General features: G+C 50.4%; 19 protein-coding genes and 1 pseudogene. 14 read left to right on the forward strand and 6 right to left on the reverse strand.

Annotation, left to right across the window (positions count from 1 at the left end; all coding sequences use genetic code 11):
* Positions 1 to 6 precede the first annotated feature (6 nt).
* Positions 7 to 1,635 (forward strand): CocE/NonD family hydrolase, encoded by a 1,629-nt coding sequence (locus H6F72_RS01650; RefSeq protein ID WP_190431287.1) that lies wholly within the window; start codon positions 7 to 9, stop codon positions 1,633 to 1,635.
* 10 nt (positions 1,636 to 1,645) lie between these two features.
* Here the strand turns inward: H6F72_RS01650 and H6F72_RS01655 are convergent.
* Positions 1,646 to 2,224: pseudogene (locus tag H6F72_RS01655) on the reverse strand (Uma2 family endonuclease).
* Between the two features lie 288 nt (positions 2,225 to 2,512).
* Here H6F72_RS01655 and H6F72_RS01660 point away from each other — a divergent pair.
* From H6F72_RS01660 to H6F72_RS01670, 3 genes are all read left to right on the forward strand, one after another.
* A complete protein-coding gene (locus H6F72_RS01660; protein ID WP_190431288.1) occupies positions 2,513 to 3,013 on the forward strand; it encodes a hypothetical protein in 501 nt (166 codons plus the stop codon).
* 95 nt (positions 3,014 to 3,108) lie between these two features.
* A complete protein-coding gene (locus H6F72_RS01665; protein WP_190431289.1) occupies positions 3,109 to 3,282 on the forward strand; it encodes a hypothetical protein in 174 nt (57 codons plus the stop codon).
* 36 nt (positions 3,283 to 3,318) lie between these two features.
* The gene (locus H6F72_RS01670) at positions 3,319 to 3,666 is read left to right on the forward strand and encodes a DUF952 domain-containing protein (protein WP_190431290.1); all 348 of its coding nucleotides are present in this window, start codon (positions 3,319 to 3,321) and stop codon (positions 3,664 to 3,666) included.
* A gap of 69 nt (positions 3,667 to 3,735) precedes the next feature.
* On the opposite strand, the gene sbcC is transcribed toward H6F72_RS01670, so the two are convergent.
* Positions 3,736 to 6,783, reverse strand: coding sequence for an exonuclease subunit SbcC (gene sbcC / locus H6F72_RS01675; RefSeq protein ID WP_190431291.1), 3,048 nt, complete (start codon positions 6,781 to 6,783; stop codon positions 3,736 to 3,738).
* A 167-nt stretch (positions 6,784 to 6,950) separates the two neighbouring features.
* Here sbcC and H6F72_RS01680 point away from each other — a divergent pair, with 167 nt between their 5' ends.
* The 3 genes from H6F72_RS01680 to H6F72_RS01690 all read left to right on the forward strand — a co-directional run bounded on the left by H6F72_RS01680 (position 6,951) and on the right by H6F72_RS01690 (position 9,964).
* Complete coding sequence (locus tag H6F72_RS01680) at positions 6,951 to 7,784, forward strand: MBL fold metallo-hydrolase (RefSeq protein ID WP_190431292.1); 834 nt, start codon at positions 6,951 to 6,953, stop codon at positions 7,782 to 7,784.
* A 266-nt stretch (positions 7,785 to 8,050) separates the two neighbouring features.
* Entirely contained in the window at positions 8,051 to 8,890 is an 840-nt protein-coding gene (gene tatC, locus H6F72_RS01685) for a twin-arginine translocase subunit TatC (protein WP_190431293.1), read from the forward strand.
* A gap of 117 nt (positions 8,891 to 9,007) precedes the next feature.
* Entirely contained in the window at positions 9,008 to 9,964 is a 957-nt protein-coding gene (locus H6F72_RS01690; RefSeq protein WP_190431294.1) for a polysaccharide lyase, read from the forward strand.
* 144 nt (positions 9,965 to 10,108) lie between these two features.
* On the opposite strand, the gene H6F72_RS01695 is transcribed toward H6F72_RS01690, so the two are convergent.
* The 3 genes from H6F72_RS01695 to H6F72_RS01705 all read right to left on the reverse strand — a co-directional run bounded on the left by H6F72_RS01695 (position 10,109) and on the right by H6F72_RS01705 (position 14,928).
* Positions 10,109 to 12,319: a glycosyltransferase gene (locus H6F72_RS01695; protein ID WP_190431295.1), complete on the reverse strand. Its 2,211-nt coding sequence runs from the start codon at positions 12,317 to 12,319 to the stop codon at positions 10,109 to 10,111.
* 135 nt (positions 12,320 to 12,454) lie between these two features.
* The gene (locus H6F72_RS01700) at positions 12,455 to 13,759 is read right to left on the reverse strand and encodes an HlyD family secretion protein (protein ID WP_190431296.1); all 1,305 of its coding nucleotides are present in this window, start codon (positions 13,757 to 13,759) and stop codon (positions 12,455 to 12,457) included.
* Between the two features lie 851 nt (positions 13,760 to 14,610).
* Positions 14,611 to 14,928, reverse strand: coding sequence for a DUF3067 family protein (locus tag H6F72_RS01705; protein ID WP_190431297.1), 318 nt, complete (start codon positions 14,926 to 14,928; stop codon positions 14,611 to 14,613).
* Between the two features lie 294 nt (positions 14,929 to 15,222).
* Here H6F72_RS01705 and petC point away from each other — a divergent pair, with 294 nt between their 5' ends.
* Together petC and petA are read left to right on the forward strand one after the other, a co-directional pair.
* On the forward strand, positions 15,223 to 15,762 hold the full coding sequence (petC, locus tag H6F72_RS01710; RefSeq protein WP_190431298.1) for a cytochrome b6-f complex iron-sulfur subunit: 540 nt from the start codon (positions 15,223 to 15,225) through the stop codon (positions 15,760 to 15,762).
* A gap of 88 nt (positions 15,763 to 15,850) precedes the next feature.
* Positions 15,851 to 16,831 carry a cytochrome f gene (petA, locus tag H6F72_RS01715; protein WP_190431299.1) on the forward strand — a complete coding sequence of 327 codons (981 nt, stop codon included), beginning with the start codon at positions 15,851 to 15,853 and terminating at the stop codon, positions 16,829 to 16,831.
* Between the two features lie 93 nt (positions 16,832 to 16,924).
* On the opposite strand, the gene H6F72_RS01720 is transcribed toward petA, so the two are convergent.
* On the reverse strand, positions 16,925 to 19,138 hold the full coding sequence (locus tag H6F72_RS01720) for a transglycosylase SLT domain-containing protein (RefSeq protein WP_190431300.1): 2,214 nt from the start codon (positions 19,136 to 19,138) through the stop codon (positions 16,925 to 16,927).
* Between the two features lie 275 nt (positions 19,139 to 19,413).
* On the opposite strand from H6F72_RS01720, the gene H6F72_RS01725 reads away from it, so the two are divergent.
* The 5 genes from H6F72_RS01725 (at position 19,414) to H6F72_RS30675 (ending at position 25,690) form a co-directional block, all read left to right on the forward strand.
* Positions 19,414 to 20,886: a leucyl aminopeptidase gene (locus tag H6F72_RS01725; RefSeq protein ID WP_190431301.1), complete on the forward strand. Its 1,473-nt coding sequence runs from the start codon at positions 19,414 to 19,416 to the stop codon at positions 20,884 to 20,886.
* Between the two features lie 582 nt (positions 20,887 to 21,468).
* A complete protein-coding gene (gene hpsE / locus H6F72_RS01730) occupies positions 21,469 to 22,458 on the forward strand; it encodes a hormogonium polysaccharide biosynthesis glycosyltransferase HpsE (RefSeq protein ID WP_190431302.1) in 990 nt (329 codons plus the stop codon).
* Positions 22,459 to 22,725: 267 nt separating this feature from the next.
* Positions 22,726 to 23,928, forward strand: a complete 1,203-nt coding sequence (locus H6F72_RS01735; protein ID WP_190431303.1) for a glycosyltransferase — start codon at positions 22,726 to 22,728, stop codon at positions 23,926 to 23,928.
* A 33-nt stretch (positions 23,929 to 23,961) separates the two neighbouring features.
* On the forward strand, positions 23,962 to 24,975 hold the full coding sequence (locus H6F72_RS01740) for a glycosyltransferase family 2 protein (RefSeq protein WP_190431304.1): 1,014 nt from the start codon (positions 23,962 to 23,964) through the stop codon (positions 24,973 to 24,975).
* Between the two features lie 13 nt (positions 24,976 to 24,988).
* Complete coding sequence (locus H6F72_RS30675; protein WP_190431305.1) at positions 24,989 to 25,690, forward strand: acyltransferase; 702 nt, start codon at positions 24,989 to 24,991, stop codon at positions 25,688 to 25,690.
* Positions 25,691 to 25,794: the final 104 nt, after the last annotated feature.

The following is a 25,794-nucleotide window of genomic DNA, read 5'->3' on the forward strand; positions in this document are numbered from 1 at the left end:
CTTTCTATGTTTTCTGTGCGTCCTAAAGAAACCGTTTCAATGCTGACTCGCGATCGCGTCCGTTTAGATGCGGATGTGTATCGACCCGATGCGGTGGGTGAGTTTCCGGTTTTATTGATGCGGCAACCGTATGGGCGGGCGATCGCTTCGACGGTGGTGTATGCCCATCCCACTTGGTATGCGGCCCACGGGTACATCGTGGTGATTCAGGATGTGCGGGGACGTGGCACTTCTGAAGGCGAGTTTGATTTATTTGCCCACGAAATCGAGGATGGCTTTGACGCCGTCAATTGGGCGGCGGAATTGCCTGCCAGCAACGGCCAAGTCGGGATGTATGGCTTTTCCTATCAAGGGATGACCCAGCTGTATGCCGCGATCGCTCGTCCCCCTGCCCTGAAAGCGTTGTGCCCCAGCATGGTTGGCTACGACCTCTACAGCGATTGGGCCTATGAAAATGGGGCGTTTTGCTTGCAGGCCAATTTGGGCTGGGCAATTCAACTTGCTGCCGAAACTGCCCGATTGCGAGGAGATGAAGTAGCGTTCCAAAAGCTTTATGCGGCGGCTCGCAACTTGCCTTTGCATGATCCCATCCCTGCTCGCCCCCATATTCTGAAAGACTTAGCGCCCGATTCTTTCTACCACGATTGGTTAGAGCACCCCACACCAGACGATTATTGGGCCAAGGTGTCGCCGAAAAACTATATGCAAAATCAGAATATTGATTTGCCGATGTTGCATATCGGTGGCTGGTTTGACCCCTATCTGCGCGGAACCCTCCACCTCTATCAAGATTTAGCGGCTCGCAGTCAATATCCTCAGTATTTGGTCGTGGGGCCGTGGGCACATTTGCCTTGGGGCCGCAAGTTGGGCGCGATCGATTATGGCCTAGAAGCCAATAGCCCGATTGACACACTACAAATTCGCTGGTTCGACCAATTCCTCAAAGGCATCGATACAGGATTACAGGACGAACTACCCGTCCGCCTCTTTGAGATGGGCAGCAACGAATGGAGCTTTTTTGAGCAATGGCCTGAAGGCAAACCCAAAGCCTATTTTCTCGCTAGCAATGGTCTTGCCAGCCTAGATGACCAAACAGGAACTCTGGTAGAAACTTCTCCAGAAGCGATCGCCCCCGATGTCTTTGTGCATGATCCTTGGCGACCTGTCCCAGCATTAGGGGGTCATGCCTCGTTGCCTGCGGGTTCGTGCGATCGCTCTGCTCTTGATTGCCGTACCGATATCGTCACCTACACCTCTGCCCTTCTAACCGAAGATTTGCAGATTGTGGGTGAGGCGATCGCAGAAATCCATTGCACCGCTGACCAACCTAGTTTTGATCTGTGTGTCGTGCTCTCGGAAATCAAACCGAATGGCCGTATCTACAACCTGACTCAAGGCTACATCCGGGTAAATCAGGGCCAAACGACTTCCCCCCTCACAATTCCGCTGCAAGCGACTTGTGTGCAAATCGCTCAAGGCAATGCTCTCCGCCTCAGCATTAGTGCAGCTTGCTTCCCCGCCTATCCGGTCAATCCTGGTACAGGTGCCTTTCCTGCCAAAACCCGTTTGATTGATTCGCAAATTATTACAGTGGCGATCGCATCAGGCAAACTCATCCTCCCTACCACTGAATAAAATCCTGCGCTTAATCGCTATTGCCCATCAACGCCACGTCCTCATAGAGAGTTGCGATCGCACTTTGGAAAGCAACGCTAGCCATTTGAATTTCGGCGCTATTAGTATAAGGAGTTAGCACCCACTGATCGGCTTGGTTGCGACGAAACACATCCACACTCATCCGTTTTTGGCTCACCAAAACATATTCCTGAAGGCTCTCAAGCTGGCGGTAATCGGCAAATTTATCACCTCGATCAAAAGCTTCAGTCGTATCTGATAAAACTTCCACAATCAAGCAAGGGTAGCGGACAAAGTTGCTGAAGCTGCGATCGCGCTCATCGCAAGTAACGATTACATCTGGGTAATGGTACGTGTTGATTGCCTAGATATGCACTTTGGTATCCGAAGCAAAGGTGAGGCAGCCTTTGCCACGCAAATGCGTTCTTAAAGCTGTGGCGAGGTTAATAGCAATCAGGACATGAGCATTACTCGCTCCTGCCATTCTGTAGATTTGACCATCCCTGTACTCGTGTTTCACAGGGCTATTGTCTTCCCCTACCAAATAGGCTTCTGGGGAAACATAGCTACCCCTAGAATTTGTAACCACTTCTCATATTCCATTTCAGTACTTTCAGTTTAAGCAGGTTCACTTTTGAAAGCTGGAGGGCTGACTTTATTCTGCCTTGAGGGGAAGGAAATCAAGCTCTGCCAACGGATTTGCGCAATCGCCGCAGCCTACCGATCTGGTGCAGAAGGCGATCGCTATACTCTGTTTTCGAGCCTGCCTACTCCCTTCTGATAGGGCTAATTTCGTGCGTGCGGTTTGGCTAATTGTTCGCAGAAGAGATAGAACAGAACTAACCAACCTATCGACCTACGAGTGTGGGCCAAAACTATGGTGCAGGAACCACAGCCGATCCCAACTTCTGAGTTTGCTGATGTTGAGTCCGTGGACAGCATCATTAGCGCACTTTACAATTCGATTTCTTTTGGTGCTGGAGAGCAGCCTGACTCGAATCGGCTACGCTCTCTGTTTATGCCTGGAGCCCACCTGATTCACGTCAAAACGGATGCTGCGGACACGATGGATGTGGAAACCTTTATCGATCGCTTGGTTCAGCAGATTCAAGCTGGCATCTTAACTGAGTTTATCGAAGCAGAGCTAGCTCGTCACACTAAAAGCTTTGGCAATATTGCTCAAGTATTCAGTACGTTTGAAACCCGCTTGGTCACCGATTACCGCTCGTCCTCGGCTCGTGGCATCCATAGCATTCAACTAATGCGCTATGGCGATCGCTGGTGGATTACGAACCTGCTTTGGGACGATGAGCAGAGCGACAAACCCATTCCAGCCAAGTATCTACCAGAGCAGCAATTTCCAGAATCATCTGAGTGATTCCCCCATTCAGATGAAGGCGTTAGCACTTACGAATTTCTAGGATCAGAGATAGTTCTCTCTCCAGCATTGTTCGCTGGTATGGAATTCGAGTCATGGTGTATTTCACATTTCTCATGGAACTGGTGGTCCTGTTCGTGCTGACTTGCTTGCTATGTTGGCTGGTGAATGCCTTGTGGATCTTTAATCCCTTGTTCACCCTGGTGTTGTTGCTGGTGGGAGTTTTGGGTTTGGGTTACGGCGCTTTAGTTGTGGTGGATAATATTTAGGCCAATTGTTTAGGAAAGCGTTTAACCGCGATCGCAATGCCATTCATTTTCCACATCACCTCAGCGCCCCAGTGGGAGCAAGACCAACTGGCGGGAATTTACCAAGGCGACACCTTAGCATCAGAAGGATTTATCCACTGCTCTACACTTCAGCAGGTTGAGGGAGTGGCGAATCGTTACTTTACAGGACAAACTGATTTACTACTGCTCTGCATTAATTCTGATCAAGTTCAAGCCGAAATTAAATACAAAGCGCTGGTCGGCGATGAAGAATACCCTCACATTTACGGCCCTCTCAATTTAGATGCCGTCACTGAAGTTGCTCCCTGGGCACCTCAACCAGATGGCACCTTTGCGCTACCCGCCGCGATCGCCAACTCATAGAACCACATTTACTGAGGCTGCCTACGCAGCCTTTGTTGCAATAGCCGCACCCTTGAGGGTGTCGGTTCCTTAGAGCGACAAGTGGAGTTGGGAGCCTGACTCGGTTTTGTGGACTTCAATTCGAGCTTGGAAGGCTTCCTTAAAGTGGGGCATGTGGGTAACGGTCAAGATGCAAGAAAAGTCAGAGGCGATCGCATTAATCGCGGCAATTAAGCGATCGCAACCTTCACTGTCCTGAGTACCAAAGCCTTCATCCACAATCAACATCTGCAAAGCCGTGCCAGAGCGTTGCGCCAGCAGTTTTGCGAGGGCGAGGCGAATCGCAAAGTTAACCCGGAAGGCTTCGCCCCCCGAATAAGTTTCGTAGGGACGCGTACCTCGAATATCAGCAATCAAAATATCCAGGGTATCGATCAGCCTAGAGCTAGCCTTCGTGCCTTTACCGCGTCCTGCCCGCTGGGTGACAAACTGCACGTGTAACTGATTGGCGCTGAGGCGAGCCAGAATTTGGTTGGTTTCTGCTTCCAACTGGGGCAAAACATTCTCAATCATCAACGCCTGAATGCCGTTCTTGCCAAAAGCTTGGGATAGCTCGTGATAGACCCGATATTGCCGTCGCGCGGTTTGAAGCTGCTGCTGTTGCGCTTCTGCCTGAACTTGCAGCGTTTCTAAGTGCTGCTGTTGTTGTTGCAAGCGGCCCAAACGAGCTAATTGACCGTTGAGTTGGGCTTGCTGCTGTTGAATCTGTTGCTCCAAACTACGAATTTGCTCTGCTGGATCAGCCATTTGCTCTAGCTGCTGGATCAGTTGCTCCAGTTGAGTAGTGGCTTGCTGGAGATGTTGCGATCGCACTTCTAGCAATTCGCTCAATTCAGCAATGCGTTGTTGCACTTGGGGATACTGCTGCTGCGCTTGGCACAGAGATTGATAGCGAAACTGCCACGCTTGAGCTTGGCGCACCTGAGTCCGCAAAGCGTTGTGATGATCCAAGTTGTAATCGATTTCCGCGATCGCTTGATCCAGCGCGTTAATTGACTGTTGCAGTGGTGAGTCGGTTTGCTGTTGCTCTAGTTGCTGTTGTATGGCCGCAATTTGGGCTTCTAGCTCTGGTTGGCGAGCCGCTAAGTTAGCCTGTCGTCGTTGGGCTTGTTTAATCTCGGCTTGTTTGATTTCCGCCCAACGCCAGCGTTCTGCCTCTCCCTTGGCTAAAGCATGGTTGCGATCGTCATAGTTAAGCTGCTGTAAGCTCTGCTCCAATGCCGTTAATTCTTCCTGAAGTTCCGTGGCGTAGTAGCCTGTGCTGAGGGCTTGTTGCAGCTTTTCCTGCTCCGCGAGCACCTGTTGCAGCTTTTCCTGCATCTCTAAGCTGACCTGCAATTGCTCTTGCAATTGGCCCCGCCGCTCTAGCAAACCCTTGTGCCCCGCTAATTCTCGGTCTAAGTCGCGATATTCTTGCCGTAGCACGTGAATTTCACGGTCTGAGACGGCGAGCTGCTCCCGCACCACCCAAAGCTGATCAATAATTTCCTGGTGCTCTGCTTCGTTTTTCTGTTGCACCAACTGCCAGTGATGCTTATCCAAAGGGCGATCGCAGAGAGGGCAAGCCGCATTAGGTTGCTGCAACAATTGAACTTTGTTTTCGAGTTCTGCCAGTTGCGCTTCGTAGTCGCGCTGATGCACCTGTAACCGCTCCAAAAAACTGCGCCGTTCCAGTCCCTTTTCCCGCACCCGTTGCTGGTAAACTTGCCGTTTCTCCAGATGCTCAATCTGCTCTGCTACTTCCAGCGCTGCCTGTTGTAACTTGGGTTGACGAGCTTGCTGCGCTTGCAATTGTCGCACTGTGGTTCGCAACTCTTCCAAGCGAGCGGTGAGGCGATCTTGGGCCCGCTCAATTTGGCTTTGTAGCTGGTGTTGGCGCTGAAGTAGCGGTGCCACTTGAGTTTGCAGCTGATCCAGTTCTGTCAACCGAGCACGAGCTTGCTGTAAGCGCTCCATCGCAGTTTCCACCTCAGCCGCCTTATTCAAGGTATGCTGCACATCTTGCTCTTGTTGCCGCAACGCCTCTAGCTGAGCTTCCAGGTGGCGCAATTGGTCTTTAATTTCACCAATCTGCTGCGCTTGCTGTTGCTGCAACCGTTGCCGTTGAGTCTGAGCCGACTGGTGCGCTTGGAACTTAGCCGATTGCTCCTCCTCTTGCACCTGCAAACTTTGGAATTGGGCGTAACCTGCTGCGATCGCCTCTTCTTGCCCTAGAAGCGCCGCCAACTCCTGCTCCTGATGCTGAGCACTGGCGAGGTCTTGTTGGAGCCGCCGATAATCCTGGTTGAGGCTGCGCTGTTGCTGCTGCTGCCAAGTCAGTTGTTGCTCCCACGTGCGACGCTGGTGTTGCATCGCCTGCAATTGCTGCAACTGCTCCTGGTTCGCCGTTTGTGTCGCTTGCATCGCCACTAAATCTGTTTCCAGAACCGCTTGTTCCTGAGCGATCGCCTCTCGTTGCTGCAACTGCTCCTGAATGGACTCCAAACTGCGCTCTAGCAGGTCAATTTGCCCTTTCGCCTGCCGCGATAAATCCTTTGATTGCTCCGCTAACTCATCATACTGATCCAGCTTCAGCAAGTCCGCCAAAATCTGCTTGCGTTCACTGGGCCGTTTCAGCATAAATTCATCAGCTCGACCCTGACGTAAATAAGCCGAATTCACAAACGTCTCATAGTCCAGCTTCAGATGATCCAAAATCAACTGTTGCGTCGCCCGCATCCCCCGCTCCGTCAGAGGCCGAAACGTCGGTGTGACACTGCCAGCATTCAACCCCGCGATCGCCACCTGAAACTCCAGAGAACTCGCCTGTCCCCGCGATCGCGTCCGAATCACCCGATAGATCTGCTGATGACTCTGAAACGTAAAGTCCACCTGAGCTTCCTTCGCGCCCAAGTGAATAATGTCATCCTCCGAGCTAGCACGACTCTGCCCCCACAGCGACCAAGCGATTGCCTCCAATAGCGACGATTTCCCCGACCCATTCGGGCCGCAGACACAAGCCGTATGCAGACCCCGAAAATCCAGAGTCGCTTCGCGGTAACTGAGAAAGTTTTTGAGGCTAAGTTGTAGCGGAATCATTCAAACGGCAGTGCAACACTCATTTACTGGAGAGTCAGAGTACATTTGCACTGTCTCATAGTCTAGCGGTTGCCCAAGCCATTCTGTCTACTCAACACCAGAATCGTGACTACCCGCCATCCTTATAAACCTGAACCGACCTATCAACAAAACGCTAGGTTAAAAGTATGAAAATCCATCACCTCAACTGTGCCACGCAGTGCATCCTAGGTGGAAGATTAGTCGGTGGCAAAGGCGGTTTATTCCACCGAGTTCCTATTGTGAGCCACTGCCTCTTGATTGAAACCGAAGCTGGCTTAGTTTTAGTCGATACTGGCTTGGGCTTACAAGACATTGCCCAACCTCAACAGCGACTGAGCAGTGGTTTCCTTTTTCTAGCGTGCCCACAGCTCATCCCAGAAGAAACAGCAGTCCATCAAGTAGAGCAACTAGGTTTCTCCCGCCATGACGTGCGGCATATTATCCTCACCCATTTAGACCTCGACCATGCAGGTGGCATCGCAGACTTTCCTCAAGCCAAAGTGCATTTATTGGATGCCGAATATTGCGCCGCCACCCAACCCAAAACCAGACGCGATCGCTATCGTTACCGCCCCTTGCAATGGCAACATGAGCCAGACTGGGTGCGTTATCAAATCCAAGGCGATCGCTGGTTCGGCTTCGAGTGCATCCAACAACTCACCGGATTACCCCCAGAAATTCTCCTTGTGCCTCTCCTCGGCCACACCCACGGCCATACAGGAGTAGCCATCCAAACCCCCACAGGTTGGCTATTACATGCAGGCGACGCTTACTACTTCCACCAAGAAATGCACCCCACCCATCCTCATTGCCCATTCGGCCTAGCCGTAGTGCAGCGAGTCGGTGCAGTCGATAACCCAACCCGCCTCCACAACCAAGAGCGCCTACGACAACTGAAACAGCAACAAGCAGGAACAGTAGAAATTATTTGTGCTCACGATCCAATGGAGTTGAGGGGAAGGAGGAAAGATGAGCGATGAAAAGGGAGGAATCAGAGAGTGAGGGGAGAGGAGTGAAGAGTGAGAAGCCAAAAGCTAATAGCCAACTACCCACCCCAAAACTTGAAACACCCACACTTAAACTCGTTTGGAGGGGGTCTGGGGGACGCAACCGTCCCTCAGCGGGGGTTTGGGGGCGAGTGCCCCCAAGGCTCGGATTTCAGCAAATTCAACACCTAGCACGCCAAAGTTCCACCCTGCAAATCCCCAGATACAATAGTCAACAAACCCTGAACTGACGCAAACCCATGACGGCTCCCTCAGAACTAGAGACTGCATCCGAGCAGCGTTTGGACCTTAATTCAGACCCCGCAGCCTCACAGGATCTGAGCGTTGCACCCAAAACTCCTATTAGTGAAGACGAAACCGAATATTTCGACGAGTTACCCGATGAAGTCGAAATGTCCTTGTTCGATCATTTAGAAGAGTTGCGGCAACGGATCTTTTACTCCTTAATTGCAGCAGTTATCGGGATTATTGGTTGCTTCGTCTTCGTTAAACCCATCGTCCAGCTACTAGAAGTCCCCGCCCAAGGCGTTAAATTTTTGCAACTGGCCCCAGGTGAATACTTTTTTGTCTCCATCAAAGTCGCGGGTTATAGCGGGCTACTGGTTGCGAGTCCCTTCATCCTCTACCAAATCATCCAGTTTGTTCTGCCCGGTCTAACGCGGCGTGAACGACGGTTCATTGGGCCAATCGTCTTGGGTTCCAGTGTCCTATTTGCTGCGGGTTTGGCTTTTGCGTATGTTGCTCTCATCCCTGCTGCTCTCAACTTCTTCATTACCTACGGCGAAGATGTAGTCGAGCAGCTTTGGTCCATCGATCGCTACTTCGAGTTTGTCCTGCTGCTTCTGTTTAGCACTGGCCTAGCCTTTCAGATTCCCGTAATTCAATTGCTGCTGGGTCTAATCGGCATCGTCTCCTCAGCTCAAATGCTCTCCGGTTGGCGATATGTCATTCTAGGCGCTGCCATTCTAGGTGCAGTGCTGACCCCCTCCACCGATCCTTTGACTCAAAGCCTCTTAGGAGGAGCAGTTGTGGGGCTTTACTTTGGTGGCATCGGTTGCGTAAAACTGCTTGGTCGTTAGGGATGGATTTGTGAAGCTTGAGTAAGTGCGATCGCCCCTAAAGCAGCGGCATTACCCTTGACTAACCTGGAATTGATGAGTTAGCACTGTGCCGTCGATTCTATTGGTGCGATCGTTTTGAATTCAAAATTATCTCAGCTTCATAAATTAGAGCAGCTAGCTCAGCGACTACACCGACAATTGACATTTCTGTGCCTTTCCCAACGACCCATTACCCTCGGTACAGTCTTAGCCATTTCCGTACTGAGCGGTTGTGCCATCCTCGACCCCATCCAAGTAGACTCCTCACCCGTACCAACCGATATTGCTCAAACCAGACCAGAGCAGGTTGCCACAAACTCTAGCAATCTTCTTTGGTCTAGTAGCTTTGACGAAGCTGACTGGCAGCAGCATTGGGGCACCAGCAAGCGCAAAGATTGGGGACTTGAAAACGTCGAAATTATTCCAGACCCAACCGGAAAGTTTAGCAAAGTGCTGCGCGTGAACTATCCTGCTCGTTCTGCCAGCCCCACCGTCGCCCGCAAATACAAAGCTCCGTTGGGTGGTTGCCAGTTTCTCGCCGACCTCAACTTGCAACCTAGAGACACCTTGCGGCTCAGCTACTACGTCCGCTTCTCAGAAAATTTCGATTACATTCGGGGAGGCAAACTTCCCGGCTTATTTGGGGGTGACAGCAACAGCGGTGGCGATACTCCCAATGGTACTGATGGCTTTTCCACCCGCTTCATGTGGCGCAAAAACGGAGCGGGAGAACTGTACGCCTACCTCCCAACCAGCGACGAATATGGCACCTCCATCGGGCGCGGCCAATGGCGCTTTAAGCCAGGAGTTTGGTATCGCCTAGAGCAAGAAGTGGTGCTCAATCAACCTGGTCAACAAGATGGGCGAGTCCGGGTGTGGCTCGATGGTCAACAAGTGCTTGACCAGGAAGGGCTTACCTTCCGCTCCACCGACAAACTCAAAATTGACGGCATCTTCTTCTCCACCTTCTTCGGCGGCAACGATCCCTCCTGGGCTACCCGCAAAGACGTATACGTAGACTTCGCCGACTTTGCAGTCGCAGCCGTCAACTAACCTTCGCTCTTGAAGCAGTGGGCGAAGCGATCGCTAACCTACTGGACTAAACCTACTTTTGGAGGAAGTCTGAGGGACGCAACCGTCCCTCAGCGGGGGTTTGGGGGCAAGCGCCCTCAAGGACTTGGTTTTAGCAAATGAAATCTAAGCCCCCTGAGATAACGAAGTCGGCAAAGTCACCCCTTTCGTTTGGGTATTGACCGCATCCTCCATCACAATCTCACCCCGATTCAAACTGCCATCTACCGCCACATATTCCACCGTTACATCTTGCGTTGAGTTCAGCACTAGGGGATTGCGACCACTCCGCTCCAGATGCAGATTCTTCACAGTGGCTTGCTCAACTTGGCGTAAGTAAATACTATCGATCGCATATTCGGCAACAACCGCAGACTTGGGCAAAATCTGCCGCATCGTAAAGCCACTTAACTCCACATTTCTTAGCTTGTCTACAACGGCCTTAGCGGTGTGAGAGACGGGCTGAGCTGTAGATTTCGTGACGCGATCGCCCTCTCCCTTAGGTTGAATAGAAAGCACCGCTTCTCCAGCTTCGCGAGCGAAATGAGCCTGCAAAATCGTCCGTGACATGCCTTGTCCCTTGAGCTTGATGTCGCTGCGATTAATTTCTACAGGTTGAAATAAATCAATTTCACCAATGGGCAAATTAATCTGTACCTGACTGGATTGCGGCAAGCGAGCAATTAATGCCTGTAAAGCAGCAGAATCATCTCGATTATCGTTAGGAATCACCCCGCGATCGATCGCCTCGACAATTTCCAACGGCATTTGCTGCGCTACCACTTGGCGGTTGAGCCACCAGCCCTCCAAATCCCAAATGGGGCTAAGGGAGCCAGATAGCCATAAGAGGAAAATCACGAAACTAAAGGCTTGAGCCCCCAACAAAAATCGAGAAGTGCCCAGCTTGGCGGCTCTTTCCAAACCAGAGCCTTCTGCCGAAATGCTCTGATTGCCCCGGTTAGACCAATTCTGCTTGGCCAAATTCATCAGTGTCCACACCTTGACTAAAGCCGATGCCCACTGCGACAGCAGCAAAATGGGGAAGTGAATTGGGCGCAGCTCAGAACTCCGACCCCAGAAAATCAGCAGCAACATCAGTGGACGGCTAAAGCAAATCCAGGACGAAATGATCCCAACCGCAACCCAATTGCCTTGCAGAAACGAAATGACTAGTAGACCAGGCGTAATCAGAGAAGTCCAAATACTAATGCGTTGGTCGAGCAAGCTGTACCAAGCAGTCCAACCGATGCGATGAGGGCCAAGCGCGATCGCGCGGTTGTTGTTCCGCAGCATGTTGCCGTACCAGCGCCGCATGTTCTGGTAAGCGCGATCGACAAAGGAACCCGAAATTGTCTCAATCGAGTAGACAACTACATCGGGGATGTAGAGCATTTCATAGCCACGTTGCAGCAGCCAAAACCAAGTACTCTTATCATCTCCAGACAGAAACTTGAATTGTCCCCAGAGCCAATCATCCAGTGTGTCGTTTTCCAGCTGCATGGCAAAGGTAGGATGTAACGCTGCCTCTGCCCGAAACAGAGAGAAGCGGCCTGTCAAGCACATCACCTTGCGCGAGAGCGAGTCCGAGCACATTTGGCTGTGGCGTTGGGCAAACCGCAGGTGAAACCATTCAGAAAACAGATAAGAACCTTGAACCACTGGTAACTCGTCAGTGGTTAAAGCTCCCATTTTGGGGAACATGAGGAAAAAGGGTAGACACTGGCGCAGCGTGCCGGGAGCTAGTTCTGAGTCACCATCCATCAACGCCACAATCGTATCCGCAGGCAAATTCAGTTGTGCGAGTTCTCTCAGACCATCGGCCATCGCTTTGCGCTTACCGTCTTTCTGCGTCATTAAAACCAGACGAACGGTTTTGAGTTCTGGATCTTCGGCTTTGAGGATCTCTACAATCGAGGCATTTTCTTCGTCACTGCTGCTACTGACTAGAACAGTAATCGGGTGCACTAAATCTCTAGCTTCTCGCGCGATCGCCCGAAAGACTCGCTCGGTAATCCAGGGTTTCTCTTTATAAGTTGGGACGAGCAAACAAACGTGAGGCAGATGCTCAACCGGAACTTTATTGGCCCAGCGCCGCCACTTAGGAAAGACCCAGTGCAGGTAAATCCGCGATCGCAACAGGCGTAAGAGAAACCAAGCCCAGCGCCATACACCCACTACGCCCAAGCTAATCAGGCCAAACACATCCCAAATGGCTAGGTTGCCAGGGTTTTGTAAGACGTAGAGACCTGTCAAGCCCAAGACTGGAAAAAACAGGAATGCCAACAAGTTAAGTTGGGCGCTCAGGGGTTTAGAAGAGGCTGATGCAGTAGATTTCATAATGACTCAAATAATTCCTGAGTAAGCAGCACAAAGCATGAGAGAGACTGGCTCGTTGCACCCTGATGCCTGGACGGAAGGAATTGAAAGTTGCGACAGCAGGCGATCGCCATTGCAACCCGAAGCAACCCAAAACTATTTACCTGCCAACAGTTTGGTGCCAAAGGTCATGCGAGCTGATTGGCCGACGCCACAAAACTGGTTGGTCTGAGACTGCTGAGGCGCAGGAGGAATGCGTACAGTCACCTTGGCTAAGGGTTGGCCAACTAAATTAGAGGCGACCGCAGGCACTAAAGCCTGGGCCTGGTCTTTTGCCAATTCAGCGCGGTTCACTGCCTCAATCAGCTCCACTTCGCCGACGAAGGTGTCTTCAGCTCCAGCAAGTTGCACTCGCACTGGCTTAGTACTATCAATTTGGTTTGCTTGTTGGGTAGAGACCAAAGTTTCTACCCAGAGGTCATTACAGTCCAACAAGGTAATCAGGGTGTCGGGGCGGTTCACTTGCTCGCCTTGGTCGTGCTCGGTACTGTAGACCACGCCTGTAAAGGGAGCTGAAATTTCAATGTCTTGGCGATCGCTAAACTCTGCCTGGGCTTTTTTCAATTGTTTTTGGCTGCTGTCTAGCTCAGCTTCGAGGGTCTCAATTTGAGCCGCTTGGCCTTGAACGCTCCGCATCAAGTTCATGCGTTGGTCGGCCAAGGTTGCACCAGGAGTCAGCGCCACACCGTCTTGTAAAGCACCTAAGGAAGCTTGAGCTGAAGACAACTCGGCTTGGGCTTGCTTGACTTCTGCTTCAGCTGATTTCCAGATGAACTCTAGTTGGTCCACCTTCTGACGAGAAATCGCACCTTCCTGCAATAACTGCTGGTAGCGCTGGTAATCCAGTCGAGCCGCTTTTTCCTTAGCCATTGCTGCCTCAACGGCTGCTTGCTGGTGCGTAACCTCCTTCGCAGAGAGACCTGTATTGACTCTTTGTAAGGTCTTATCTTGAATTTCTAAGCTGCTTAGCTGTTGCTGCAGAAAGACTAGGGATTGTTTGGCTGCGACCAACTGTGCCGTCTTGGTTTGCACTTCACCCTGCAACTGCAACAAGTTTTGCTCTACCTGGGCTGTGCTTTCCAGCCGAGCCAGAATCTGGCCTGATTTAACTGGGGCACCGGGACGGGCGTAAAAAGCTTTCAGTTTGCCATCAATGGGAGCGCGTAACCGCACAGTTCGACCACTGATTAGCCCACCATCTACAGTGGCATGGGTCAGTCGATAGGTAACGGAGGACAGGCCAAAGGCGATCGCCGCCCCTCCTAACCCCAGACAAGTCATCCCGACAAGTAATCTTTGCCAAATCTGCTTTTTCTTAAAATCGGGCAACCGATAGTCAGCTTCAGGGGGAACTGCAACAAACTCTTGGAAGCCGAGGGGCTTAGTTGGGGTCTTTACCATGGAGGCTATTTGAGTGACGAAAGGGCAGGACTGGGTGAGCAAACGGCTACCAAGGGGTCCTGAGTGTAAGGATTCAGGTTGTCCATAAGTAGCTCGAAATACAAATCAACAGGAGCTTTTGTTGGTTCTGAAGTGAGCTAGATAGCACCATTGGGCAGCAGAAACAGGCAGCTAAACCTGAAGAGGTTTGCTGAAATTGGGTCAAGTTTTGATCTCAGAAAGATGGTGGCTGATTAGCCTGGATTGCTTAGTTTTGAAAATCTAGACTTTAGGGTTATTTGCTGAAGAGAAGATTTACTATTTACAAACTCTAATGGCAATGCCTGTAAATTTTCGTATAGAGCCGATAAAGTGTAGAGCCTAATCTTTAAAGGAAGTGTGAATTTACGAATATGAAATCGAGCCTGAAGTGATTGTGATGCAAATAGAACCATTCCCTGAAATGACTGCTGACAAGCAGTTTCAGAGTGCCTCCAAGTCTTTTACGCGAATTAAAATAATACAGCTATGTAAGAATTGGTACTCTACTAATACCGAGGTTCTTATTAGCACTAGTTGTAATTTAAATAACTATAAGAACGGCTAAAAAGAAGTTGTGTTTTACTGAAACCAACTGAAATGTTTGGCAGCCTAAAGCTTTAAGTTCCAAGCCCAGAACCTGCCTCGATACCTAGAATGTTGGTTTTAGAAAAACTCTAGAAACTTCCAACACTTAGCCCTTAGTAATTGAGAATACAAACCAATATTCATCAACTACTATTTGCTTATAGTGTTTCGCGATCGCCTAAATCAGCCATCTGTCCAGAGAGCGATCGAATATCACCCAAAAGAGGGAGATTAAACCAGTAACCTTAAAACTCTTCTAGCAACCACTCGGAAGCGCGATCGCCCAGATCCAGCGGGATGCTCACAGCCTTACCCAAGCGAGGCCGTTCCTTAGTCTGCTCAACAAACTGCTGCACTTGGCTGAAGCCACCCCAAGCCTCTAAGTAGCTGCTGATGGTTTCTAGATGGGCGAAATATTCGGCTTCCGTGAGGGGAAAAGAAGCCTGCTCCAAATACTTCCACATGACCTGAACAAAGATTTTGCCCTGGGTCCGTCGCACTTGAACATCGTAGGAACGGCCCCATTTGCGGAGAATGAGTTGATGTAAGTCTCGTCCTGTCATGACTCACTCTGGATCAACCGATTTAGAATCAAGCATTTTGTTTACATTTCGTATAGCTATCAGGCTCCCCGACTCAGATATGATGCTAGCGTCAAGAAATGTAATAATACCCATGAGGCGCTAAAAACCGCTTCTTTCAAGGGACTGTAACGCCCTGCCTGTTGCATTAGACTCACTTTAGCTATGGTTGCTGTCTAGGCGTACAGACTTAAATATGCGGGGTTAACAGGGTTCTAAGATTAGCCCAAACTGTTGGCTAAGACACATAACTTAACACATACGTAAGCATAGGTCATGGCTCAAGTCTCTGGATCTGCAGACGTACCTAGCATGGGTCGTCGCCAATTTATGAATTTCCTCACGTTTGGTGCGGTCACAGGCACAGCCTTGGGCGCACTATATCCTGTGGTCAAATACTTTATCCCGCCGTCTAGTGGAAGCGGTAGCGGTGGGGTTACTGCGAAGGATGCGCTCGGTAATGACATCCTCGTGAGTGACTTCCTTGCCAGTCACAAAACTGGCGAGCGCTCTTTGGCTCAGGGGCTCAAAGGCGACCCCACCTACATCGTGGTAGAAGGCGAGCAAGCCCTTGCCAGCTACGGCATTAATGCGGTCTGCACCCACTTGGGCTGTGTCGTGCCCTGGAATAGTGGCGAGAATAAGTTCATCTGTCCCTGTCATGGTTCGCAGTATGACAACACTGGCAAGGTAGTCCGGGGTCCAGCACCGCTGTCCCTCGCCCTAGTTCACGCAACTGTCCAAGAGGACAAAGTCTCCTTTACACCTTGGACTGAAACTGACTTCCGCACAGGTGATGACCCTTGGTGGTCCTAGGAATTGATCATTTTTACCAATCGTGAGACGTTGCATCCTGTCTTGTGTATTGACTGCCTGATCCTTTGCTATTGAAGACTCATTACAGATGAAGAAAACTTTTTTGTCAGCGATATTCGCTCCGCGATACCTCTGGCGCGTTACGCTTGCCGCTATCAGCGCGATCGCCATTTTGCTCGGTAGCGATCTAATGCTGCCTCACTCTGCTGCTGCTTATCCGGTCTATGCTCAGCAAGCTTACGAGAATCCTCGTGAGGCCACAGGTCGGATTGTTTGCGCCAACTGTCACTTAGGCGCTAAGCGGACTGAAGTAGAAGTACCTCAAGCCGTTCTTCCAGATACGGTGTTTGAAGCAGTCGTCAAGATTCCTTACGACACCAACGTACAGCAGGTGTTGGGCAATGGTGAAAAAGGTCCTCTGAACGTTGGTGCGGTCCTGATCCTGCCTAAGGGCTTTAAGATCGCTCCTGAGGACAGAATTCCTGAAGAAATGAAGGAAAAAATTGGCGGTCTGTATTTCCAACCCTACAGTGCCGACAAGGACAATATCGTGGTAGTGGGTCCGTTACCTGGAGAGCAGTATCAAGAGCTGACCTTCCCAGTCCTCTCCCCCGACCCTAACGCCGATAAGTCTGTGAAATTTGGTAAATACCCAATCAACGTGGGTGGTAATCGTGGTCGTGGCCAGGTTTATCCTACTGGTGACAAGAGCAACAACACGATTTACAACGCTTCTGCTGCTGGGAAAATTACCCAAATTACTAAAGCCGAAAGTGGTGGTTATGCTGTCACCATTCAATCTGCTGACGGTGGCACCGCTGTAGACAACATTCCAGCGGGTCCTGAGCTAGTAGTCGCGGAAGGCCAAGAAGTGAAAGCGGGTGAAGCGCTCACGACTGATCCTAACGTGGGTGGCTTCGGTCAGGTTGATACAGAAATCGTGCTGCAAAGCCCTGCTCGCATCCAAGGCTTGGTTGCCTTCTTCGCTGCAATCACTCTCTCTCAAATTATGCTTGTCCTGAAGAAGAAGCAGGTTGAGAAAGTGCAAGCTGCTGAAATGAACTTCTAAAACAGCCCTCGTCCATCATGGCTGTAAGACACCTTTGTTGAGTATTTCAACAGAGGTGTCTTTTTTATGTTAGGTATCCCAATTAGAACTTAATTAAAACTTGAAGGCGGATTGGTAACTGTCGGAAGCTTGGGCGACCTGTTCGACCTGTTGGGAAACTTCTGGATTGTAGAGGCGTAGATAGTTCCAGTAGTTTTCAAACACCGACTTCACGTAGCCTTTGGTTTCGCCGTAGGGGATTGCTTCCACAAATTGATCAAGATCGCTGAAAGTGTTTTTATCTACCCAACCCGCTACAGCCCCGGGACCCGCATTGTAACTGGCAACCGCGAAGAGAGAGTTATTGTCGTACTCGCGGTGGGTGTAGGCTAAATACCAGGTACCTAGTTTGATGTTGTCTTCCGGTTTGTCCAGTTTGTACTGCTTCAGCTTAATTTGCGAGGCGATCCAAGAAGCTGTCTCGGGCATGACTTGCATCAGTCCAGTTGCTCCCACAACAGAGCGAATTTGCGGCTGAAACCGGGATTCCTGGCGGATTAAGGCTGTGACAAGCAGGGGATTGAGTTGCCGTTCTTGCGACCAAGCCTCGATGGGTTGCAGAAAGGGAAAAGGATACAGTGCTTGCCAGAAAGCAGGCTGTTGCTTAAGGGTTTGGTATTGCGATCGCTCCTCAGTTTTTTCGCGCCAAGCCAAGCTCGACAACATAAAAATGCCATCGAGATGATCGCCCACTCCTACTCGCAACACCCCATCGGTAAACTGCTCCGCTACCGTTGGCTTAGTGGGATTTTTGAATTCTACTTGCCAGAGCGCCCAAGCATCTTGGCTTTGCCCCAACTGATACAGCTCTTGCAAGGTGGCAGAACCCGTGGGTAATGGGCTGGAGTGACCAGAGCGCACAACTTGAGGCTGGAGTTGACGGACGCTATCAAAATCGCCTACGTTCCAGCCTAGCTGTACAGCCGATCGCCAAGCATAATAAGACTCTGGATATTTCGCCAAGACATACTCAAAGGCACTTGTGGCATCTTGCTCACGCCCAATTTGGTTCGCCCACTTACCCACCCAATAAGCGGCTTCTGGGGCGAATTCACTCTCAGAGTTTTGCTTGGTAATCGGTTCAGCCCACTGCCAAGCAGCCAAAAAGTTTCCGGTGTTGGCTTGGCGCTGGGCTTGTTTCCAGCGAATTTCGGCGGCAGCATCTGATTTTGGATACTGGCTCAAAACCGATTGGCGAGATTGCGCGGCTGATTTGCCACTACCTAAGCCTTCTAGAATGTCAGCCTTGACCATCAGGGCTTCTGCTGCCTGGTCGGGGAATTGGCTAATGACTCGATCTAGATAGGGAATGCCATTAATCGGTTTAGGCGTAAGCTGAGCCATGCGAATTAGAGCTGTGGCCGTTTCCTCAGCTTGGGGGAAAGCGGTGGCTAACAGTTGGTAAGCTCGGTAGGCTTGAGAGTTTAAGCCGCTGAGTTGCAACCCGCGCCCAATCCGATATGTGTTGAGGGAATTACGAGGGGCACGGGCATAAGCTTCTGCGGCTTTGCCATATTCCTGGTGCTCCCAGTAGTTAAAGGCGATCGCTTCCCAATCTTCGGGCTGGAGTGTAGCGGTAAAGCTGGCGTTTTCGGTTAGCCGATTCAGCACCGGGACAATGCCTGGAGCATTAATGCCATACTTAGCCAAAATTAAGAGCAATTTTGGCTGATTTGGGTTCTGGCGCAGGCGTTGCCGAATGATGTCTTGAGTGCGAGGATAAGTTGGAAACTTGGCAATCGCTTGGTCCCAATACTGCCGATCTTGGCGGCCTAGCACGAATAAAGCTTCGGCAGCGACGGGGTGATCCGGATATTGTCGCAGCAGACTTTTCCAAGCGGCGGCTGCCTCGGCTGTTTTGCCACTAACCGTATAAGCTTGGGCCTGCTTAAAAGCAACGTAGGCAGCAAGCTCCGGGTAATCTGACTCTAAACCCTTGAGCCACTGGAGCGCTTTTTCTCCTTGGCGTTGCCGAATTGCATCACTTGCTAGCAAATAGCGAGCGCGGTTGCGGTCTGCTCCTTGTTTGCCTTGGGCGATCGCTGCTAGTTTGGCGGCTCGTTGCTCGGGAGATAGGTCGGCTAAAGCCGCAACGGCAGAGTCAGCAGCTTGGCTTTGGCTGGGCAGAGATGACGGCTGTGGTTGAATCCAGCTTTGCCATTTGCGAGTGAAACCGCTGGTTGTAACCGACAACGTTGCCCCTAAGAGTAAGGCGCACAGCCCTGCTCCAATGGCCAAAGAAACTTGCGTGCCTCGTCGCTTCAGCATGCGTCCTCGCTCGAAGATTTGGACCGAATCCCATGAGACTCTAGCATTTTTAATTCCGTTTCCGCCCTAGGTCTTGCTCCTTTAAACAGGGAATTCTACCTAGATCCGACAATAGTTGAAAAGTGATCAGGCTGGTACTTCCATTTGGTGCGCTAGTTCGTAGGAGAGAATCAGGGAAAAATCGTCACTTTTTTGGAGTTAATCCGAAAAATTTTCTCTTGCAACTAGTAGCCTGAAGAAATAGAGAAGTCTTTGATTTAGAAGGACAAGAAGGGATGGATGTTCGCGCGACAGATACCTCATGCCTAAACTGGGCGGGAGACATTTTAGCTCTAGGGTTGTTTGAAGATGGGGTGGAACTGACGGGTGATCTAGCGACCTTGGATGAGAAACTCGCAGGCACCTTAAAAGAGTTAATGGCTGAGGCTGATTTTAAGGGGAAAGAAGGCAGCAGTGCTCTTGCCCGTGTAGGCGGTGGCAGTGCCATTCGCAAAGTGCTTTTAGTTGGTTTAGGCAAACCCGACTCGCTAAAACTAGAAAGTTTAAGACGGGCCGCAGCTTTGAGTATGCGACAAGCGAAAAAAGAAAAAGGCAAGACCTTGGCTATTCAGTTCCCGGTATGGAATAGTCAGACTGAAGCTACTGTGCAAGCGATCGCCGAAGGGGCAGAGTTAGCCGCCTATCAGGACACCCGCTTCAAGTCAGAATCGGAAGACAAAAACTCCCAGATAGAACAAATTGAGATTTTAGGTGTCGGTGACCAAAGCGCTGCCATTCAGCGGGCGCGGCAGATTTGTTCGGGAGTAATTTTGGCGCGAGAACTGGTTGCTGCTCCTCCCAACGTGGTCACTTCACTGACGATGGCAGAAACGGCTGAAGCGATCGCCCAAGAACACGGCTTAGAAATTGAGATTCTGGAGCAAGAAGACTGCGAAAAGCTGGGCATGGGAGCTTTCTTGGGCGTGGCTAGAGCTTCTGATATTCCGCCTAAGTTTATTCACATCACTTACAAGCCCAACGGCACTCCTCGACGCAAAGTTGCGATCGTGGGGAAAGGACTCACCTTTGACTCTGGTGGCCTCAACATCAAAGGGGCAGGCAGCGGCATCGAGATGATGAAAACCGACATGGGGGGTGCCGCTGCAACCTTGGGTGCTGCTAAGGCGATCGCGCAAATTAAACCCGATGTAGAAGTGCATTTCATCAGCGCCGCAACTGAGAACATGATCAGCGGTCGAGCCTTGCGTCCTGGCGATGTACTGACTGCTTCCAACGGCAAAACCATCGAAGTGAATAACACCGACGCAGAAGGCCGTCTTACCTTGGCCGACGCCCTGGTGTTTACCGAAAAACTCGGTGTCGATGCAATCGTAGATTTAGCCACCCTCACTGGAGCCTGTGTCGTTGCCTTAGGTGATGATATTGCGGGTCTCTGGAGTAGTGACGATACCTTGGCTGCGGAGTTACTAAATGCGGCTGAATCCGCAGGTGAAAAGCTCTGGCAAATGCCAATGGAAGAAAAATACTTTGACGGTCTGAAATCGATGATCGCAGACATGAAAAATACTGGTCCTCGTCCTGGTGGCTCCATTACTGCGGCTCTCTTCTTAAAACAGTTTGTGAAAGAAACGCCGTGGGCTCATCTCGATGTCGCTGGCCCAGTTTGGGCAGACAAGGAAAATGGCTATAACAGTGCTGGAGCCACGGGCTACGGGGTCCGCACCTTGGTCAACTGGGTCGTTGCTTAACCTGGCTACCTTAGTCGCAGTCTGGAATGCCGAGTGCTATTCAAACCCCCGCTAAACTCCAGTTAATCTCAGTAGTCCTGATGAGAGTTTTTTAGATCACGTCTAAAGAACTCTCACCCACTCGGGGTAGGCTCTGTACGGCTAGCAACCTGCCTCAGAGGAGCATTCATCAACCATATTCACGAACGGAAATTTGCTGGAAACTGGTTATTATAAGAACCAATAATGCGCGTCAAGCTAAGGAATTTTACTTAAGCTTTATATGGGTGCTGGAACCCTGCACCTAGTTTAAAGTTGGCATGAAGATGCCAGCCTAGGAATAGCAGCGCTTAAGACATCCGGAATATAGTGCAGTTATGCTCCGCAAATTTACATAAGCTCGACTTTACTTTTAGAGGAACCTTGAGTAATTTAAACAGATCTAGAATCTGTTTAGCCGAATGGACCATCCAACTGTAAACCTTAGCTTCGTGTTTCCCGCAAATTGGTATTTAATTACACAAGCTTAATTCACTCTTACTTCGGCTCGCGGTTTTGGGGAGCAACGTCCAAGACAGGAATACTGAGAGCGATCGCAAACATATGATTGACTTTACTGTCGCCATACGTACTTATAACGGGGAAAAGCGTCTACCTGCTGTTTTGGATCGGTTGCGATCGCAGGTGGGAACGGAGGGGTTCTCTTGGGAAGTGCTGATTGTCGATAACAAAAGCACTGATAACACCAAAAAGGTCGTTGAAGCTTACCAAACCAACTGGCCCCAAGCTTATCCCATCCGATACACCTTTGAAGGGGAGCAAGGGGCAGCGTTTGCCAGACAGCGGGCGATTCGCGAGGCCCAAGGTACCTTCATTGGGTTTTTAGATGACGATAATTTGCCCACCCCAGATTGGGTTGCGAAAGCCTGTGCCTTTGGCCAACAGCATCCCGAAGCAGGGGCTTATGGTAGTCAGATTCGGGGAAACTTTGAAGTTGCACCCCCTCAGAACTTTGAGCGAATTGCTGCATTCCTAGCAATTATTGATCGCGGTCAGCAGGTATTCCGGTATGACACCAAGGTACTGCCTCCTGGTGCAGGCCTGGTGGTCCGTAAGCAAGCTTGGTTGGAGAATGTGCCTTCTCGCCTTCTGTTACGGGGTCCTGTCGGAACGTCCCTATCTGCCAAAAGCGAAGATATTGAAGCTTTGGCTTACCTCAAGCGTGGAGGCTGGGAAATTTGGCATAACCCAGCCATGTGTATTTATCACGAAATTCCCAAGTCCCGTCTAGAAAAAGCTTATTTGCTCAACTTGTGTCGAGGCGCGGGGCTAGGTCGTCACCACATTCGGATGATTGGCTTCAAGCCGTGGCAAAGACCCTTCGCCTTTCCAATCTACCTAGCCAATGATGTTCGCAAGGTGCTGCTGCACTTCATCAAGTACTACTCAGTGATTAAAACTGATGTGGTTGCCGCTTGCGAAATGGAGCTACTGCTAGGAATTCTGATTAGTCCTTTCTTCCTTTGGCGGGAAAAGTACTTAGAGGTGAAAGCAGCAAGTAGATACCCTAACTCTCTTTCTACCTCGGTCTAACTGAAGCCACACTTCAAAGTGAAGGGGGTTAATCTGCTTCAACGGAGTTCTGTGAAGCGGTAAAGTGGTGCTGCTTAGCCTAAGCTAACAACTTGGCGATCGCTTTAGGCAGATTTGAAGTGGCGATCGCTAACTCGCTTCACACAAACCTGACAGAGAAGAGCTGTTTTGTTAAAAATTGTCAGGTTGACGGGTCGAGTCATAGCTACTTGCTCAAGGTTGCCGATTTAATTGCAGAGGAGGAGTCTGCGACTTGGAGCCCACGTAATGCAGAGAAGAGTAATCATCTATCGGGATCTGTTACTTCCCTACTCGGAAACCTTTATTCCTGCTCAAGTGGAAAGTTTGACTGCTTATACAGGGTTATACGTAGGCACCTCGCGTACCGCTAATGCCACATCTTTAATTCCCGCTGATAGAAGTCTCACCTTGAGCGACTTTGTTCAATCAGCGGGTGTCTGGAAAATGGCCTTTAAGCTAGGCGGTGTAGTTCACCCTCAATGGTTACAGAGCCTACAAGCGTTATCGCCCAACTTGATCCATGCTCATTTTGGACTAGATGGAATCTGGGGAATGCGGTTGGCGCGGCGGCTACAGTTGCCCCTAGTTGTGACATTTCGCGGCAATGACATCACAGGCATGGATCTGAAGCCGGGACAAAGGGCACCGTCAGTCCTTGATTTTTGGCATCGCCGTGGACAGTTCTTCCGAGACTATTACGTACAGCGACGGCCCGAACTCTTTCAAACGGCTCGTTATTGCATTGGTGTGTCCGATTTTATTCGCCACAAGGTGGTAGAAAAGGGTTGCCCACCTGAGAAGGCGGTGGTCATCTATAACGGCGTGAATCTCGACAAGTTCAGCTTTGACCCAACTTTAACCCGTGAGCCAGTAGTCTTGTTTGTCGGGCGGTTGGTTGAGAAAAAAGGCTGTGAATACTTGATCCGGGCAATGGCTGCGGTACAAGCAGCCCGACCTGACGTAGAACTGGTGTTGATTGGGGATGGACCGCAAAGAGCTGAGTTAGAGAGCTTAGCTCGGAGTGTCTTGAAGCAATATCGTTTTTTGGGGCCCCAGCCTCATCCCACCGTGAAAGAGTGGATGAATCGGGCCAATGTGCTTTGTGCCCCTAGCATCACTGCGGCCACGGGCGATTCTGAAGGCTTACCAAATGTGGTCACAGAAGCACTGGCTATGCAACTACCTGTGATAGGGTCAATTCATGCGGGAATTCCCGAAGCGGTGGTTCATGGAGAGACAGGTTTCTTGACGGCAGAACGAGATTGGGAGGCGATCGCAGAGCATTTGCTGGTTATTTTCAACAATCCTGAAATGCGAAATCAAATGGCGATCGCGGGCCGTCAGAGGATTGAGCAACAGTTTGATCAAAAACACAGTATCGCCAAGCTTGAAGCGCTGTATAGCGAGATTTTGGCTGAACCTAGTGTAGTCACGAAACATCCCCTTTAAGCGCCCGCTTGAGATTAATGCAGGAATGAGGACATGACGGATTGGCAACTCAAAACCCCAGTCGCTCTATTGATTTTTAGGCGACCCGATACAACCGAGAAAGTCTTTGAAGCGATTCGTCAGGCTAAACCTCCCAAGCTCTTAGTAGTTTCGAATATGGGTCGCCCCACCCACCCAGAAGAAGTTGCGAAATGCAAGGCTGCCCGCTCCATCATTGAGCGAGTTGACTGGGATTGTGAGGTTTTAACGAACTACGCAGATACTTATTTGGGTTGCAAGGAGCGGATTTACAGCGGCTTGGATTGGGTGTTCCAAAATGTTGAAGAGGCAATAATTTTTGAGGACGACTGTGTGCCTCATCCCAGCTTTTTTCGCTTCTGTGAAGAAATGCTCGAGCGCTATCGGCAAGATGACCGAATCATGGCTGTGACGGGAGATAACTTCCAAACTGATCACCAACGCAATGACGCGAGTTATTACTTTTCTCGCTACACTCATTTTTGGGGTTGGGCGACTTGGCGACGGGCTTGGCAGCACTACGATGTGAATATGAAGGTGTGGCCTGAAATTCGTGACAATGGCTGGCTGCTAGATTGGCTAGGTGACCCCAAAATGGTTGATTGGTGGGCAGCCCGGTTTGAAGAGGTGTACAGCGATCGCAAAGATACTTGGGACTACCAGTGGATTTTTTCTTGCTGGGTGCAAAGTGGTCTGTGCATTGTGCCTAAAGTCAATATGGTTTCAAACCTTGGTTTTGGCTCCGAATCAACCCATACCCGTGATAGCTACGATTGGCGGGCAGGGCTACCTGTGAACGAGTTGTCATTTCCTCTCATTCATCCTCGATTTATCTTGCAAGATGAGCAAGCCGATGCCTTCACTCAAGATAGATACTATTACTTCATCACTAACCAACGTACTTTGACTCAACGGGCCAAACGTAAGATTTATCGCGCCAAAAAGCTGTTGCAAGAGTTTCAGTCGGGCGATCGCAGTGGCAGTGTTTGGAGCCTAGTCAATCAAATCCTGAAGGAAAAAAATAATTGAAGCAGAGATCACAATGAGTTCTGAAACTGTCACGCCGTCCAGCCGCTCCTCTCAGCGTCTAGAAGCGCTACTGTTAGTTTTGGCAGGTTGGGTTCCTCTCTCGCCCGGTTTTGCCCTCCGCAGAATTCTGTATCGCTTTGTATTTCAGCAACTGGGCTCATCAGTTCAGCTTCAGCCAGGGGTAGAATTTTTAGGCGCTCATCAGATTGAACTCGGAAATCAGGTGACGATCAATCGAGGTGCTCGCCTGAACGCCAGTGGGTCTCATAGCAAAATCACTCTAGGCGATCGCGTGCAAATTGATATTGGCGTTGATATTCGCGTTAGTCGAGGTGATTGCCTGATTGAGATTGGCCCACGCACCTCGATTGGCCCCTACACCTGTATTGCTGGTCCCGGAAACATTAAAATTGGTCAGGATTGCCTAATTGCAGCGCATGTTGGCATTTTTGCTAATAATCATGAATTTGCTGAGCGCGATCGTAAAATTCGTGAGCAGGGTGTCAGCCGCAAAGGAATTACGATCGGAGATGACTGCTGGCTTGGTAGTGGCGTGAAGGTGCTAGATGGCGTCACTATTGGCGAAGGCAGCGTCATTGGTGCTGGAGCAGTAGTCACCAAAGATATCCCACCCTATTCTGTCGCGGTGGGTGTTCCTGCCCGGATTGTGGCTCAGCGGGGCACTGTTGAACTCGCCAAAGATCTAATCTCTTAGAAGTTCAAGCACCCGAGATTGAGGAAAGTAAATCTAGGGTCAACAAGACAATTCATAAACTAAATTTACATCAGGCAGTTGGCCACACGTACGAGGTATACTGC

The organism is Trichocoleus sp. FACHB-46 (genome assembly GCF_014695385.1).
In the GTDB taxonomy this organism is placed as follows: Bacteria; Cyanobacteriota; Cyanobacteriia; order FACHB-46; family FACHB-46; genus Trichocoleus.